General features: G+C 35.8%; 17 protein-coding genes. 5 read left to right on the top strand and 12 right to left on the bottom strand.

Translation table 11 applies throughout. From position 1 onward, the window contains the following. Window positions 1–39: 39 nt before the first annotated feature. Complete coding sequence (locus QW128_00475; protein MEM3832064.1) at window positions 40–924, top strand: hypothetical protein; 885 nt, start codon at window positions 40–42, stop codon at window positions 922–924. 175 nt (window positions 925–1,099) lie between these two features. On the opposite strand, the gene QW128_00470 is transcribed toward QW128_00475, so the two are convergent. Together QW128_00470 and QW128_00465 are read right to left on the bottom strand one after the other, a co-directional pair. Beyond that, window positions 1,100–1,786: a transposase gene (locus QW128_00470; GenBank protein MEM3832063.1), complete on the bottom strand. Its 687-nt coding sequence runs from the start codon at window positions 1,784–1,786 to the stop codon at window positions 1,100–1,102. Continuing rightward, the gene (locus QW128_00465) at window positions 1,770–2,126 is read right to left on the bottom strand and encodes a helix-turn-helix domain-containing protein (protein MEM3832062.1); all 357 of its coding nucleotides are present in this window, start codon (window positions 2,124–2,126) and stop codon (window positions 1,770–1,772) included. Before QW128_00465 ends, QW128_00470 begins: the two co-directional genes overlap by 17 nt. A 649-nt stretch (window positions 2,127–2,775) precedes the next feature. On the opposite strand from QW128_00465, the gene QW128_00460 reads away from it, so the two are divergent. Continuing rightward, on the top strand, window positions 2,776–3,087 hold the full coding sequence (locus QW128_00460; protein MEM3832061.1) for a hypothetical protein: 312 nt from the start codon (window positions 2,776–2,778) through the stop codon (window positions 3,085–3,087). Window positions 3,088–3,101: 14 nt separating this feature from the next. On the opposite strand, the gene QW128_00455 is transcribed toward QW128_00460, so the two are convergent. From QW128_00455 to QW128_00440, 4 genes are all read right to left on the bottom strand, one after another. Further along, window positions 3,102–3,338: a sulfurtransferase TusA family protein gene (locus QW128_00455; protein ID MEM3832060.1), complete on the bottom strand. Its 237-nt coding sequence runs from the start codon at window positions 3,336–3,338 to the stop codon at window positions 3,102–3,104. A 10-nt stretch (window positions 3,339–3,348) separates the two neighbouring features. After that, a complete protein-coding gene (locus tag QW128_00450) occupies window positions 3,349–3,762 on the bottom strand; it encodes a DsrE/DsrF/DrsH-like family protein (protein ID MEM3832059.1) in 414 nt (137 codons plus the stop codon). A 135-nt stretch (window positions 3,763–3,897) separates the two neighbouring features. Further along, window positions 3,898–5,286, bottom strand: a complete 1,389-nt coding sequence (locus QW128_00445; GenBank protein MEM3832058.1) for a DUF402 domain-containing protein — start codon at window positions 5,284–5,286, stop codon at window positions 3,898–3,900. A 72-nt stretch (window positions 5,287–5,358) separates the two neighbouring features. Next, window positions 5,359–5,628 carry a UPF0147 family protein gene (locus tag QW128_00440; GenBank protein ID MEM3832057.1) on the bottom strand — a complete coding sequence of 90 codons (270 nt, stop codon included), beginning with the start codon at window positions 5,626–5,628 and terminating at the stop codon, window positions 5,359–5,361. Window positions 5,629–5,696: 68 nt separating this feature from the next. Between QW128_00440 and QW128_00435 the strand changes: the two genes are divergently transcribed. Further along, window positions 5,697–6,065, top strand: coding sequence for an Sjogren's syndrome/scleroderma autoantigen 1 family protein (locus tag QW128_00435; GenBank protein MEM3832056.1), 369 nt, complete (start codon window positions 5,697–5,699; stop codon window positions 6,063–6,065). Between the two features lie 260 nt (window positions 6,066–6,325). Here QW128_00435 and QW128_00430 read toward each other — a convergent pair whose 3' ends face one another. After that, window positions 6,326–8,644: a DEAD/DEAH box helicase gene (locus tag QW128_00430; GenBank protein MEM3832055.1), complete on the bottom strand. Its 2,319-nt coding sequence runs from the start codon at window positions 8,642–8,644 to the stop codon at window positions 6,326–6,328. A gap of 111 nt (window positions 8,645–8,755) precedes the next feature. Here QW128_00430 and tmk point away from each other — a divergent pair, with 111 nt between their 5' ends. After that, complete coding sequence (gene tmk, locus QW128_00425; protein ID MEM3832054.1) at window positions 8,756–9,367, top strand: dTMP kinase; 612 nt, start codon at window positions 8,756–8,758, stop codon at window positions 9,365–9,367. Between the two features lie 39 nt (window positions 9,368–9,406). Further along, window positions 9,407–10,672, top strand: a complete 1,266-nt coding sequence (locus tag QW128_00420; protein ID MEM3832053.1) for an HD domain-containing protein — start codon at window positions 9,407–9,409, stop codon at window positions 10,670–10,672. Here the strand turns inward: QW128_00420 and QW128_00415 are convergent. From QW128_00415 to QW128_00395, 5 genes are all read right to left on the bottom strand, one after another. Then, window positions 10,669–11,067, bottom strand: a complete 399-nt coding sequence (locus QW128_00415) for a DUF126 domain-containing protein (protein ID MEM3832052.1) — start codon at window positions 11,065–11,067, stop codon at window positions 10,669–10,671. The genes QW128_00420 and QW128_00415 overlap by 4 nt on opposite strands. A gap of 1 nt (window position 11,068) precedes the next feature. Next, window positions 11,069–12,238 carry an aconitase X catalytic domain-containing protein gene (locus tag QW128_00410; protein ID MEM3832051.1) on the bottom strand — a complete coding sequence of 390 codons (1,170 nt, stop codon included), beginning with the start codon at window positions 12,236–12,238 and terminating at the stop codon, window positions 11,069–11,071. Beyond that, window positions 12,204–13,565: a UbiD family decarboxylase gene (locus tag QW128_00405; protein MEM3832050.1), complete on the bottom strand. Its 1,362-nt coding sequence runs from the start codon at window positions 13,563–13,565 to the stop codon at window positions 12,204–12,206. The genes QW128_00410 and QW128_00405 overlap by 35 nt, the downstream gene beginning before the upstream one ends. A gap of 65 nt (window positions 13,566–13,630) precedes the next feature. Then, entirely contained in the window at window positions 13,631–14,779 is a 1,149-nt protein-coding gene (locus tag QW128_00400) for a transposase (GenBank protein ID MEM3832049.1), read from the bottom strand. After that, window positions 14,746–14,931 (bottom strand): helix-turn-helix domain-containing protein, encoded by a 186-nt coding sequence (locus QW128_00395; GenBank protein MEM3832048.1) that lies wholly within the window; start codon window positions 14,929–14,931, stop codon window positions 14,746–14,748. Before QW128_00395 ends, QW128_00400 begins: the two co-directional genes overlap by 34 nt. Between the last annotated feature and the right edge of the window lie 80 nt (window positions 14,932–15,011).

Genomic DNA, 15,011 nt, shown 5'->3' with positions numbered 1-15,011 from the left:
GTGAGGCTTATAAAATGAAATATTCACTACTTCAATATAATGATACAAAGAGGGAGTGTTATGAGCTACAAACCAACAGCTCAATCTAATATATTTACTTCATTATTACAAATAAGGATAGAAACAATTATACTTATTGCAATTGTAATATTGATAGCTATAGTTATAAGATATCTTTTTATCAGATTCTTGCATACACTTGAAAAACGTAATATCATAACTATTACAACGAGAGCATTGATTACACGAATTTTCGATACAGTTATTATCATATCTATAACGATAGTAACAGTCCAAATAATAACAGCTGAGCTCACTCAGTACATCATAGCTCTAGCCATAGGCCTTTTTGTATTTGTTTTGTTCTATTATGAGATCAAAGAGTTTACTGCGTTTATAGCTCTGCAACTTGAAAGACGAGCATTGAAAACATGGATAGAAATTTATCCACCAAATTCAAACAATGTAATAAGAGGCAAGATAATTGAAGTGCAACCTTTCTCATCAATAATAGAGGACATTTACGGAAACAAAATGCTCATAGCTAACTCTATTTTACTACATTCATTAATACGAGAATACAGACCCAACATACAATTAAAAATAACCATAATACCAAAAGAGATTCTAAACAATAGTGAAATATTTAAATCAATTAAAGATCTTCCAGCAGATACTACGCTCTACTCCTATGATATTTATTATATAATACAGCGAATACTCTCCCAAACGCTATCAACCTCACAATTTAGAATAGATGAACAATCAACAATACTAAAAAGCATCAGTAAAGATTCAGTAACATTCACAGTAAAATTAATACCACACCAGATACCACTAAGAAAGATTGACATCTATAAACTAATAAAAGAAATATTCCAACGATTTCCAGAAAACGCTATATCAATAGAAGTACTCGATTAACCTTCATAATTGTATTGAGAAACTGTTAAAAGTTATTTTACAGATATTTTACAGATACAATTTAATAGCTAAAAATCAGATATTTTCAAATAAAACAACAAAATTACATAAAAACTTGGCAAGAAAGCTTACAGTTTCAACTGTGGAATGAATTGTCAATAGATTTATAGGTCAACTACCCACGGGTTCTGAGTTGAGTAGGAATACATAGTGAATTGTTGCTTTTATTCCTACTTAACCCTTCCCCCTCGATTAATTCGTTGAGGGCTCTCGGGGAGAACCCAATTCCCCGCATCTGAAGGTTCAACACCGCTATGATATCTCTATCCATTGTTAACCCGCATTCTTCGCATCTCATTATCCTGCCCAGATAGGAAGCCATGCTTCCAGAGCAGGCTGGGCAGGTTTTAGATGAGTTAGCTGGGCTAACGTATTTTGTTGGTAAATTAAGCCACTTCAGCTTGTATTCAAGCATGAGTTGGAATGTTCTTGCGTTCCACTTTGAGAGCTTTCTGTTCATGTCTTTAGACTTGTTGAGGATTCGCCTCTTTACACCTTTCAGGTTTTCAAGTATCGCTCCGCAGTTCTTCTCCCTGAACTCCCCCGCGATCTGCGTGGTTAACTTGTGCATGAAGTCTTTAGCCCTATTCTTCTCACGCTTAGAGTACTTCTCTAATAGTCTCTTTGATGTATTGGGCTTAATTTTAGATAACTTTTGCATCCTCTGTCTTTTAACCTCATAAACTCTGTGAATGTGGTAGAGCTCTCTTAAGTCATAGCGCTTGATCTCGCCACCTATGAACGCCATCACGTTCGTTAAGTTCACATCAAATGATGCCCACTTATCAGCTTTTGGGCTCAACCCTCTTCTTAACTGTAATTATCAACTCACTTTCAGTCATAAGTAGTCCACCGACTTTATCAAAGTCTTTTGGAATCCACGAACACTTACTTAAGTCAACCTCAAGATACCGCTTATTTGGTTCTACGCTTACCCTCAGTATGCCATCTCTGAAGCTGAAAAGCGTGCTCTTAATTAATTGCTTCCATAGCCTCTCAACTTCGCTCTTGGGATATCTCAGCTTGCCAGTCGGAAGTTTAACTGCTCTAATAATGCCTTTCCTCTGCCACCTCCAAAGCGTTTTAACTGAGATACCGAACTTCTTAGCAACATCCTTTGGTCTAAGTAGTTCTTCTTCCATCAAAGAGTTAATAGAGTTAAACAAATATTTAAACCTATCTATCTCAAAACTGTTGACCACGGCAATATTATCAAAAGCATAAAGAAAGAATCAAAAGATGGAAGCAGGAATACCGAATCAAACATAAAGATAAACTTCAGGAATATAAGAGAAAGATTTACGAGAAAGAACGACAATTTTGGCATGCAAACGAGGTTTCTAATGCTTCTCAACTTGCTGAAAATTTAGTAATCGAGAAAATTTTACCTAGTCTCGGGTTTAAAGAAGTTTTTAGACCAACTAAAAATTTCTATTTCGACTGCTTAGCTAAAAAGAATGGAGAAATATATGTCATCGAAGTTAATACTCATCAAAGGAAAACATTAAAAGTTTATAGTCGACAGTTTCTTGAGTTCTTTAAACTTCCTCTTCTTATGTTTTTCGTAAAACTAGATTTAACTCAGTATTTTCTAATTAAAAGCAATCCCAAACAATATAGAGTTGAATATCATTATAAACAAGGTGATATATATGTTATCTGAAGCTCGTGGGTTTCCTTGAGGTGATCGGATGATTCGACTAAGAATCTCCTGACTTTAATCGCGGAGAGTGTCAATTTCACAACAATAACTTTATTTTTCATATTTTTATAAGAGTTATGGTGATGATCATGAGTGATAGTGATATTGATCCAACCTGGCTTGTACTTAAAGCTGCTGTGGATAGACAACCATACGTAGTGGGTTGGAGTCGGACACTTCAGCCTAAAATTAAGAATGGTAAAGTCTATTCAGAAATTAAATGTATTAGAATATATGTTTGGAAGAAGATACCTAAAGAAAAACTCTATCCTATCGAGATTATACCTGAGCAAATTGAGCACATACCCACGGATGTGGTTGAGGTAAAAGGTCCAGACATTGTTGAAGAAATTAGAAAGATAGATCCCACTGCAGTAATATTATGGAAAAAAATAATTTAATTAGAGGAATGTTGTTATTTTACTTTCTTTAAGAATATTCTCCAATAACCATGTTCTTCTATGATTCCTACTACCTCTTGTCCTGCTTTTTTAGCCCATGCTGGTATATCATTTTTTGAACCAGGATCCGTAGAGAGGATTTCAACAATTTCTCCTATATTCATTTTTTTAATTACACGAACCGCCTCCATTAAGGGTCCTGGACATGCCGTGCCTCGTGCGTCAACAACTCTATCAGCTTTTATTTCCATGTCTCATCACCTAAATAAAAAGTGTGATTCCACCCTGAGCTATTTCTAGAAATGTTACTGCGCCTACTACGTCATCAACTGCATCTATTAGATCTTCCTTTTTTAGGTTCATTATATCCATTGTTTGCGAGCATGCATAAATCTTAACATTACCTATTTCACGTGCCTGTAGTACCATTTCATACCATGATGGAACTTTCTTTTCCGACATCATTTTCATCATCATTTGACCCATATCTTCAAAGTCTTTGCTTATTCTTGGCGGAGTTTTCATCATATCTTTTCTGATTGCGTTCAAACCCCAGAATGTAAAGAATAAGTTCACTTCATATCCTGATGCTGCAGCAGCTGTTGCCAAGACTCCTACTGGTAGTAATTTATCTACAGTTCCAGAGAAAACTATTATTGAAAGTTTTCCAGTCATTTTGCCTCAGTATGTATATCTTTTAGATAGATATATACTTTTCTAAATTATACAAATCAGTAATATGAACGTGCAATACAATAATATTTATTAAAGTTCAATATTATGAATTTCTATAAATATCTTTAATTAGGTTTATTTTATTTTTAATAATTCGGCTTGTTCTTTTGCTATTTTGAGAACTTCCTCTGCCAAAGATTTGCTTACATAGCCGCTTTCTACATATTTTTTAAGCTCATTTACATCAATTATTTCCACCTGATCTGCATAGTTTCTTACAATATCTACTAACAAATCTATATATTGTATTCCATCCCATGTGAATTCTATAGGTGTTGAAATATTGATGTATATACCCTTCATTACACCGCTGCGATTATAATAAGTATGTCTAGAGATCATGCTGCCCATTTTATATGTTGATATTGCATAATCTCCTTTTTCTTTTGGTGCGCCAATTCCATCATATATGCCTTCACTTTCTGAAAATTGTCGTCTAATGGATACCTCAAAGTTCCCTGCGTCTATATTTATCACTTTTCCGGGTGTAAGTTCTATTCTTTCACCGTTTGGTTTATAGTGTCTAATTTTCACTAGACTACCTATTGAAAATCGGTTCATTATGAACGATTTTATCATATGCGCACCAATATCTTCTGGATTATAACCATTAGTAACTAAGTTCTCTGCAAAGTCTACAAGCAATTGGGTGTCTTTGCCTAATGACCTCATGTAATGATGACCTGAAACTGTTGGGAGCACTGAGCTTCGGATTTTATCTAATGTTTGTTTTACATCATAAGAGAAATTAACTTTTGCGATATGTATTCCATCCCTTATTTGTCCAACCTTTTGAGTTAATGAGAGACTTTTTTCGAGGAGTGTGTTGCCTTCGCGTACTAATGAGTTATATTCTTCAAGTATAGAAATGGGTTCTACATATTGTGCTAGATCTAGTAAAAGTATTCCCCAACCACTTTTTGTTATGTTTTTTACAAAGTTTAGTAGGTTCTCTTTAACATGCGGTTCTACATAACCCCATACGTCAGCAGTCAAGTTTTTTGAAATGATTATAGTTTTTCCAGCTATAGCTATACCTTCTGTTGCTTCTGGCATACCAGAATAGACCGGCTTTATGATTGAAACGATTACACGTTCTCCGACGTTTTTCTTTCCTCTTAAAAATACTTTATGAGAACCTATGTTAACTATCGATGTATTGTAATTAGCCTCAATGACTTCTCCAGAATATACTGATCCGATCGGAATTATGGAGGGATTTATTGTTATTTTACCTAATTTTTGAAATGATTCTATGATTCTTTCTACTCCTTCCTTTGTACCATATACTGTGATGCCATAGATCCATGGTCTTGCCTCAATCGCTACATCCCATGGTTCTTTTATTGCTTCGATCTTGAGACGTTCTATAATTCTTTTAGATGGTTGTGTGAGCACAAATCCATTATCAAGTAGAAATTTAGCGAGGGCTGTGGAGTAGATGCCTCTTGTTAAGACTTTCATTTTTTCTCACCTACTTTAGACTAGTTCACCTTTTTCTTATACTTTTGCAAACGTTGTACACTTTATTCCCCTTTAATCTCTAATTTGTTCTAGTAGTGATATCGCTTTCCATATTGTAGTACGAGCGAAAATAGGCATTGTTGGTTCTTGCATCAATTCATCAAGAGTATTTATAGCGTTCGCAGCTCTTGCAGCTAGTGACGGAATCTTCTTGTCATTTAATGAACTGATGGCTCTTTTGCAAGCTTCTCTAATATTTCTAGGAACATCAGTATCATTTGCAACTTGAGTTAAATATGTTATAGCAAGTTTTATTCTTTCTTCGTTTGCAGTTATCGCCATTTTTTACACCCCGCTAACTATTTTTGCTACATCTAATATCTTATATATAAGTATCTAGGGTGAAAATCATGAGTATAAAAAAGAGTTCAGATGTTTTGAGCAAACGTATGGCGGAGTTACTAAAGGCTGGAGCTATAATGCTTAATGATTATTGTCCAGATTGTCACGTACCATTATTTAAATTAAGAGATGGACAAATAATATGTCCCTCTTGCAATAAGCGAGCCTTCTATGTAAAAGAAGGTGAAGAATATGTAGTAGAGACTATGATAACCTTAGAGAACCTCAGGAAAACAATAACATCCAAATTATCACAATTGAATATATCAATATCTATGGAACAAGATACTAATCAACTTTATGAAGAAACTAAGCTTCTTCTTGCACTATTAGAAGCTTTGGAAAGATTAGAAAAATTATCATCGAAAAAAAGTTAATAAGAAGCTTTATTTCTGAAAGCTTAGTCCTTTAGTAGATGAATTGTTGATAAGCTTAATCAACTCTTGGTGTTTCTTAATTTAAGCGTGTCACTCAATAAATGGAGATAGAACACGTGTAAGCGGAATATCGTGCTTACCTCCATAGCAGGTGCCATCTTCAACAGTATGCATGACCGGTATGATGAAACACTAGATTGAAAACCGAGAATCTCCCCACTTTAGCAGAGAGTATTAATAAAGCATGAACGTTTTTATCTTTAATCTTCATTTTTGTATTCTGAATCCAAGACTTCTCTGATCTTATTGGAAATCTTCTCACCTATCCCTTCAACTTTCATAAGCTCTTCTTTTGAAGCATTAAAAACGTTTATTACAGATCTGAATCTTTTTAAAAGTCGTTTTGCTAATGTAAGGTCTATATTGGGTAAGCTAGCTACAACTGTTTCTTGTTGTTCTTTTAGTGTGATTGGTCTTTTTCCACTTTTGATCGTTGGTTGTTTGCGCTTTTCCATCTGTTCACGCTTGGCTATTGAAATGAACAATGATGCGGCTTCATTGGCATCTTTTACATTTATAACTGGTACACCGAAATCGACAATTATACTCGCAATGGCTCCTCTTACAGCCTCAGCGTTTATGATAGGAGCGTATAATGTTGACCCCTCAATTAATAATACCGGTTTTGAATACGCATCACGCATATTGATTATTTGGTTAAAAATTCTTTTATCTATTATTGATTTCGCGAAATCTTCAGCTGTTTTTCTTTCAACCACAACTTCATCTGATAATACATAATCACCTATTTCAAGATTTACAGGTCTCACATCAACACCGCGTAGTATCAATTCTTTAGCTATATCTGATTGTAGTTCTCTGTTATCCACATATATGGTAAGTTGTTCTTCCTGTGACTGAGTTTGCAAAGAAACCTTAGATTGTATTGTAGTCTGAGGTTGTGTAGCTCGGATAAGCTCTTGGCTCGTGGTTTTAGTTTTTTCAATGTTTGTTTGCTCAATTTTTCCCATAATTACATTTTTATTATTACTAAGCTCTCTTATAAGAGTTCTCATTGTGCGTTTTCTTTGTAATCCAGCCCAATAGTAACGTTCATCGCGTGTACCTTTAGTTAGGAGTACGTAAACTCTGCCTGGAAATTTTCTCCCCGTGCGGCCCATACGTTGAACTATTCTTATGGCACTTGGAGGGTTATCATAGAAAATGACAAAGTTACATTCAGACACGTCTAATCCTTCTTCACCTACGTTTGTCGCTATGAGTAAATTTATTTCTCCATTTTTAAATTCCTCTAATACTCTTATTTGTTCTTTTTGGCTCATTCCCTTATCTAGTTTATCAGCTTGTCCTACAAATCGTTCAGCCTTAATGTTGAGAATATCTGAGATAGCATCCAGAATCATTTTAACACCACTTCTGATCGTAGTAAACACAATACCTCGTACGTTTGGATTTGATGTGTATATTTCCTTAAGCAGATTTTTTAATAAATTAACCTTAGGATGCTCTTCATTGCCAGGTAATTTAACCAAATTAGAGAGTTCCATCCAATTCCTATTTTTGACTAACATTTTTATGGCTCCTGTTGCACCACTTCTAGAAGCTAATGTTTCTATGTTTACTATAAATTCTCTAAGAGGTTTTATACCCTGTATTTCTAATAACTCTAGCATGTGTTCAAGCCTAATTAAATTATTAACGATAGCATAAACTAACTTTATATTCTCTCCTAATTCGTTTTCATGTTCAATCACTTTAGTTTTTAATTCTAACAGTTCACGCTTTTTTAGTTCAGAGGCTGGTGGAAGTGTTATGCCCAATGACAGGAGTTTTTCTCTTAATTCGTTCATCATGTTTAAAATTAATGTTCTAGCTTTCTGCATTATTGGGGTCATTTCACACGTTAGCCATTCTATATCTACAGGCTTAACGTAAGGTAAAACGTCAGGATCACGTTCACTTCGTGCTTCTATTCGATTTATAATAAGGTTATTCATAACCTCTAGTATTTGTTCCTTTGTAGATCCCGGTGATGCTGTTAAACCAACTAGGCGTGCTTTAGGATTCCTTGAGCGAATGTACTTAGCAATAAAAACATAAGGATAGTCTCCGAGCGCCCTGTGAGCTTCATCAAAAACTACTAAAGACAAGCGTCTCACATCACATCTACCAGCAATTACATCATTTTGAACGACCTGAGGTGTTGCTGAAATTATTACAGCATTTCGCCACATTTTGGAACGTTTTTCTGGAAGAACCTCACCAGTCATCACGACTATTTTTTTCCAATCAATCTTCAGCAAATCACTAAAAACTCGTGCGTGCTGTTCAACCAAAGGTTTAGTTGGAGCCATAATTAAGATTTGTGATTCGGGATTTTCTTCAAGAATCCTTGCCGCAATTAAGACTGCTATTAACGTTTTTCCTAACCCAGTAGGTAGTATGACTAAAGTATCGTGATTGATACATGTTTGTGCTATGTTTTCTTGATATAATCTACGCTCGATAAGCTCAGACCTCAATAATCTAGAATCATAAATACTTTGTAGTGTTTTCACACCACAAATAATATATGCGAAAAACTATATAACATTGAATATTCTTACGTTTCACTATTCTTAAGGAAGGATTTAAAAGCATTACAAAATACTTTGTAATGGGATTAGTTCATGTCTCGAAAAGGATTATTTATTGTGTTTGAAGGTATTGATGGTGCTGGTAACACGACCCAGTCTAATCTTTTAGCACAATGGCTTGAGAAACAGGGGTTTCGAGTACTACTAACCAAAGAACCAACAACAGGTGAAATAGGAGTCCTTATAAAGAAAAAACTTAAATCACCCACTGTTTCTCACCCGGCAGTCGATGCATTACTATTTGCCGCAGATCGTGTTGAACATGTTTACGATATGATAATGCCTGCTCTTAACGATGGTATCTTTGTTGTTTCAGATAGATACAAAGAATCAAGCATGGCCTATCAGTCAGCGCAAGGATTAAGTCAAAAATGGATTCATATTTTAAATAAATATGCTATAGAACCTGACCTAACTATAATTCTTGATGTAGAACCAGAAATTTCGCTTACTAGAAAACCCAATCTTACAGATCGTTATGAAACGAAGAATTTTCTTAAGAAAGTACGTAGAAAATTATTAGAAAGAGCTATAGAGAAAGGATACCCAGTTATATATACAGGTGATAGCGTGGAGGAATCACACAATAGAATAGTTAACTTGATCAAACTTCTTTTGGAACAGAGAGGTTATATCTTAAAATAAATTTATTTGTGGCTAAAAATATTAGAATTATTGATTAGAATGGTTAGAGATTATTGGAGTTATATAAAAGATCCGATATGGGGTTATATCAAAATTACTAACGAGGATAGGCTTCTCATTGATAGTTTTCCAGTTCAAAGATTAAGAAGGTTAAAGCAGCTTTCTTTAGCAGATATAGTATATCCTGGAGCAGTTCACACACGATTCGAGCATTCTTTAGGAGTCATGCATGTGGCTACTGAAATTGCTAAAAACTTACCTATTGAAGTGTCTAAGGATGATGGCTCCCTGATAAGATATTCTGCACTTTTACATGATATCGGGCATGGTCCGTTTTCCCATCTTTTTGAGCACTACTTGGAAAAATACTTAAAAAAAGATCACGAAAATATTGGTGAATGGATTATACTAAAGTCTGAATTAGCCGACATAATATCGAAATTAGGATATGATCCAAAAGAGATTGCAGGATTAGCACTAAGAGGTAAGAGTAATAAACCAGCTTATATGAAACAAATCATAAGAAGCGCCGTGGACGCTGATAAACTTGATTTTATAAGAAGAGATAACTACCATACAGGCGCAGGTTATGGTAGCATAGATGTTGAACGCCTTATTTATACTATGGAGATAATTGATGATAAATTAGCAGTGAATATGACAGCTCTTTCAGTGCTTGAGATGGTTATAATATCAAGAGTAAAATCATTTGAATCTATTTATTATCACAAGACTATTAGAGGTGCCCAGTTAATGTTCATACGAGCACTAGAAATGGCTGTGGAGGAAAATGGACTTTTAAAATTTGATATGCCAGAAGAATATCTTAAGTTGGATGATTACACATTATGGTCTATAATTTCAGAAAGCACCAAAGGGGGTCAGATGCTAAAAAGGATTCAGTCTAGAGATTTGATAAAAATGGCATATGAAAAGAAGTACATAATAGGGGACGAGTTCATAGTAAAAATACTGTCTAACGAAAATATTATGCGCAAAACTACAGAAGAAATATCAAGCATGGCAGGTGTGAGCCCGGAATCCATTTATATTGATGCTCCTTCACTTCCATCAGTACCTTATCATGGCAGTTTTGAAGCCGATCCAACTGAAATCCCTATTGTAAAAACTGACGGTGAATTACGCACATACTATGTTTCAGAAGTTTCTCGTGTAATAGATGTTTTAAAAGGGTACTTAAATATCTTAAGAGTATACACTGATAAAGAAAATAGAGAAGCGGTGCATCAAGCATGTTCAAAGTTGTTCGGATCACCAACAGTATCAGGTAGGATATCCGTTTAAGGATTCACAATAACAGTTCCATCATCTAATATTCGTAGTCTATCACCAGTCCTAATAATTTTGTGTATTGGTATGTTAAAATTATCAAGCAATGGAATATCCGATACTATGCATCCTGACGCAATTATTAAATCCGATCTCTCCATCAGTATTGCACTTGGCGCTAATCCCTTTTTCTTTAACGCATAAATTATCCATGATCCAACAGTAGAACCTCGTCCTAGTGGAACAACTAAAACCCTATCTTTTAGCATCTCACCATAAATATCACTTTCTTTGTTAACCACAAACCCATTTTCCTTATTTACGTCGCCTAAAAATGAAATAGGCTTCTGAGAGACTAATGCAAGGCCTTCAGCATTACCAGAATTTATTACTCTACCTTTCAAAATCATTTTATATCACTTCAGTCACTGATTCGATAAGAGACATATTCTCCGTGATACATATCCGTGCACCTTTTGATACGTTAAGATAGTGTGCTGTCTTTATTGCATCAGTTCCTATAACACCATTTGATTTTTTCGGATTAAAAACAGGACAAGCTCCTGCAAAAACCTTTGCTCCACTCTTTTCTATAACTTTTATAAAACCTTCTTCATAAGCGATCTTATAGGCAGAAATCGATGTATATAATAGTAGTGATTTTCCTTGTTTTACTCTTCTTTTACCCAACAAACTTGCTAGTTCTCTTAGCTCCAGAAGCGATAAATGTGGACAACCAAGATACACAGCGTCAATATCTAACGAAGTAAACCTAGCTCTAACATTCATCATCTCTTTCTCATCAATTTCAATTTTATCCTCAGCTTCCACCGTATTATCTAAAAACTTAACCATACCTATAGTTCCTGATGCGGAAAGCCCAGCAGAAAATTGTTTTTGATCAGAAATTGACTTAGGCATTGCTCCTATTATGGCAGGAATGCTATCGCCAACCAATTCACCTATTCTATAACCTAAAATACCAAAATCAAGTGAAGAGGAAAGATCAACTTTGACCTTAACGATAACTTTCGGTTTTCTGTTCTCATCTAAATGAAGTCCATAATATCCAGTCTTGCCAATTACGGCTGCAGCAAGAGCTGAAAGCCCACTCTCTTTATTAGTGTAAACATTAAGGAACGTGTTTGCATAGATCACTGCCGACGATTCAGCCCAAGCTAAATGAGAACCAGGGGACGGCACATTATCCAAAAAATACGGTGTACAGCTTAATGTAGGTTTCGCACCCAATTTTATATATGCATCTACAATTCTTTTTTGTTTCTCATAATAATCTTCACTAACACCAGTAGATTTCCATTGTTGTAGATCGATGGCGCCTGGATTTATTGTAGTAGGAACCGATACGTGGACATTTTCTTTCATAAGCCATTCCAAAAATGACAGTCCTTCATCACCAATGTTCTCATAAGATATACCTGAGACATGCGCACTTTCTATTTTAATTAATCTTTCAGCGCCTGCTACAGTTGCCAGTCCGATAACTAGTTTCATCATTTTGCGTAATCCTTCACCTTTTTCACCGTTAAGTATGCTCTCTTCTTCTTTTGTAAGATACAATACTATCACCTATTAATTTATTAAGTTGTTCATCATTTATAGGTATTGTAGACCTCATAAATTTCTCTTTAGGTTTTAATAATGTCCTTGTAGCATCCAGACCTAACTTGCTACCTACTGACTGTTCTTGATTACTTGAAGGATCCAGAGACGAGACTGTGGCTGAAGGAATTACTATAGTTCCTGTTGATGGTTGTAAACGTGTAGCTAACGCCCATTCAACCTGTTTTGGATCATCAGGATCAATATCATCATCAACAACTATAGCTATCTTCAATGATGGATGAGCAGCAAAACAAGCCATTAAAACATTTTTTCCATCACCTTCACGAATTTTAATTATTGATGCCACGCAAATTAACCAGCCGCATCCTCCCTCAGTAAGTCTTACCTTCTTTACGCTTGGTACAATTTTTTCTATATAATTCTTAATTTGTGCTTCTCTTGAAAAACCCATAAAAAACATATGATCACGACTACTAGGTACTAATGCATAATACCATGGATCGTCTCTTGTGTAAATAGATGTAACGTAAACAACTGGTTGTTTCCTAACGATGTCTGGCGTTCCAGTAAGATCAGTAAAAGGACCCTCGTCAACAACTTCATTTGGATCTATATAACCTTCAATAACAATTTCAGAATCAATTGGTGCTCTAGAACCATTAGGCAACTCAAAAACCTTTAACATTCCGTTCAATAATTTATTAGCAACACTGAAATGATCTATACCATAAGAAGGGGATGAACTGGCAGCTATCATTACTGCTGGATGAACACCAATAACCACTGATATAGGTAATTTCTGATTTTTTTCTCTAGCTTCATTAATCATAGTATAAAGATGCCTAGGAACAACTCTAATTGCCATTCGTTTCTCATCGAGTATGAGAAGCCTGTGTATCGATGAATTAAGAAAACCATGTTTCACACTTTTTGCAGTAACAACTCCAGATGTTATATAGTATCCAGCATCCTCCTTAAAATGTCTCAACACTGGTAAATCCCTAAGAGTAATGTTTCTTAAAGATAATTCGTTTGGCTTCCCCGTAACTTCAGGAGAAATCGGTGAATCCATAGCGTCACTTAATTTTTTATGATAATTTTCTTCATTTACCCCTATTGATCTATATAACCTTTCTCGTGTACTTACAACATTACCAACTGCCTTATATCCATCTAGATTATGAAAAAATACTATTGGACCACCATCTAGTTTTTTTAATATAGCAGCAGCCTCATAATCTCTTGAAATACGATTTTCAATGTCAATTACCTCACCTCTTTTCCTGTTTTCTGTTATAAAATCTCTGAATGTATGATGCATTGTTATTACACCACACCATCTTAATAAAAACAAGGTATAAAATTCTCTGCCTCATGGGTTCTGGATTAAGTAGGAATGCATATGTTGCTTTTATTCCTACTTAACCCTTCCCCCTCGATTAGCTCATCGGGGTCTCTCTGGGGGAACCCTTCTCCCCGCATCTGAAGGTTCAACACCGCTATGATATCTCTATCCATTGTTAACCCGCATTCTTCGCATTTCATCATCCTGCCCAGATAGGAAGCCATGCTTCCTGAGCAGGCTGGGCAAGTTTTAGATGAGTTGGCTGGGTTAACGTATTTTACTGGTAGGTTAAGCCACTTCAGCTTATATTCAAGCATGAGCTGAAACGTCCTTGCGCTCCACTTCGAGAGCTTTCTGTTCATGTCTTTAGACTTGTTGAGGATTCGCCTCTTTACACCTTTCAGGTTTTCAAGTATTGCTCCGCAGCTCTTCTCCTTGAGCTCCCCCGCAACCTGCGTGGTTAGTTTGTGCATGAAGTCCTTGGCTCTACTCCCCTCACGTCTAGAGTACTTCTCTAATAGTCTCTTTGATGTATTGGGCTTAATCTTAGATAACTTTTGTATCCTCTGCAGCTTAGTTTCATAGACTCTGTGAATATGGTAGAGCTCTCTTAAGTCATAGCGCTTGATTTCGCCACCTATGAACGCCGTTATGTTCGTTAAGTTAACGTCAAATGATGCCCACTTTTCCGCCTTCGGCTCAACCCTCTTCTTAACCGTTACTATAAGCTCCCTCTCAGTCATAAGTAGTCCACCGACTTTATCAAAGTCTCTCGGAATCCACGAACACTTACTCAAGTCAACCTCAAGATACCGCTTACTAGGTTCTACGCTTACCCTCAATATGCCGTTTCTGAAGCTGAAGAGCGTGCTCTTAATGTAGACTGTCCTCTTAGTTATCTCAGGCTTACCTTCAGCTTTCCCCTTGTTATATAATGTTATCCAGCCTTTAACAAGTCCTACGACAGAGTTCATTGTTGAATCAACGTAATGCTTTGAGTATTTCCACTCCCGTAGCAATTCATCTCTAAGCTCTCTCCTATCCTCTCTATCGAATTCGAGGTGAGCCTTCTTGGAAATTTTAACGTGCGAGAATATTGCGTCTAAAGCCTTCTGCTTAACTTTGAAGTATTCTTCGATTAAATCCTTCGGAATCTCTACTGGGATCCTGTAGCTTTTAACTGCCTCCATAATCTCTCAACCTCGCTCTTAGGATAGCGGAGCTTGCCAGTTGGGAGCCTAACTGCTCTAATAATGCCTTTCCTTTGCCACTTCCAAAGCGTTTTAACTGAGATACCGAACTTCTTTGCAACATCCTTTGGTCTAAGTAGTTCTTCTTCCATCAAAGAGTTAATAGAGTTAAACAAATATTTAAACCTATCTATCCCAAAACTGTTGACCACGGCAATGGTCAAGTTTGCTC

It is taken from the genome of Thermoprotei archaeon (genome assembly GCA_038881895.1).
In the GTDB taxonomy this organism is placed as follows: Archaea; Thermoproteota; Thermoprotei; order Gearchaeales; family WAQG01; genus JAVZOV01.
This window is presented reverse-complemented; position numbering and strand designations above follow the sequence as displayed.

Bases quoted from the DNA above. Each gene is read 5' to 3' on its own strand.
- tmk (MEM3832054.1), top strand. From the start codon at position 8,756: ATGTCTCGAAAAGGATTATTTATTGTGTTTGAAGGTATTGATGGTGCT.
- QW128_00465 (MEM3832062.1), bottom strand. From the start codon at position 2,126: ATGGAAGAAGAACTACTTAGACCAAAGGATGTTGCTAAGAAGTTCGGT.
- QW128_00405 (MEM3832050.1), bottom strand. From the start codon at position 13,565: ATGCATCATACATTCAGAGATTTTATAACAGAAAACAGGAAAAGAGGT.
- QW128_00440 (MEM3832057.1), bottom strand. From the start codon at position 5,628: ATGGCGATAACTGCAAACGAAGAAAGAATAAAACTTGCTATAACATAT.
- QW128_00445 (MEM3832058.1), bottom strand. From the start codon at position 5,286: ATGAAAGTCTTAACAAGAGGCATCTACTCCACAGCCCTCGCTAAATTT.
- QW128_00415 (MEM3832052.1), bottom strand. From the start codon at position 11,067: ATGATTTTGAAAGGTAGAGTAATAAATTCTGGTAATGCTGAAGGCCTT.
- QW128_00475 (MEM3832064.1), top strand. From the start codon at position 40: ATGATACAAAGAGGGAGTGTTATGAGCTACAAACCAACAGCTCAATCT.
- QW128_00460 (MEM3832061.1), top strand. From the start codon at position 2,776: ATGAGTGATAGTGATATTGATCCAACCTGGCTTGTACTTAAAGCTGCT.
- QW128_00400 (MEM3832049.1), bottom strand. From the start codon at position 14,779: ATGGAGGCAGTTAAAAGCTACAGGATCCCAGTAGAGATTCCGAAGGAT.
- QW128_00435 (MEM3832056.1), top strand. From the start codon at position 5,697: ATGAGTATAAAAAAGAGTTCAGATGTTTTGAGCAAACGTATGGCGGAG.
- QW128_00395 (MEM3832048.1), bottom strand. From the start codon at position 14,931: ATGGAAGAAGAACTACTTAGACCAAAGGATGTTGCAAAGAAGTTCGGT.
- QW128_00450 (MEM3832059.1), bottom strand. From the start codon at position 3,762: ATGACTGGAAAACTTTCAATAATAGTTTTCTCTGGAACTGTAGATAAA.
- QW128_00455 (MEM3832060.1), bottom strand. From the start codon at position 3,338: ATGGAAATAAAAGCTGATAGAGTTGTTGACGCACGAGGCACGGCATGT.
- QW128_00420 (MEM3832053.1), top strand. From the start codon at position 9,407: ATGGTTAGAGATTATTGGAGTTATATAAAAGATCCGATATGGGGTTAT.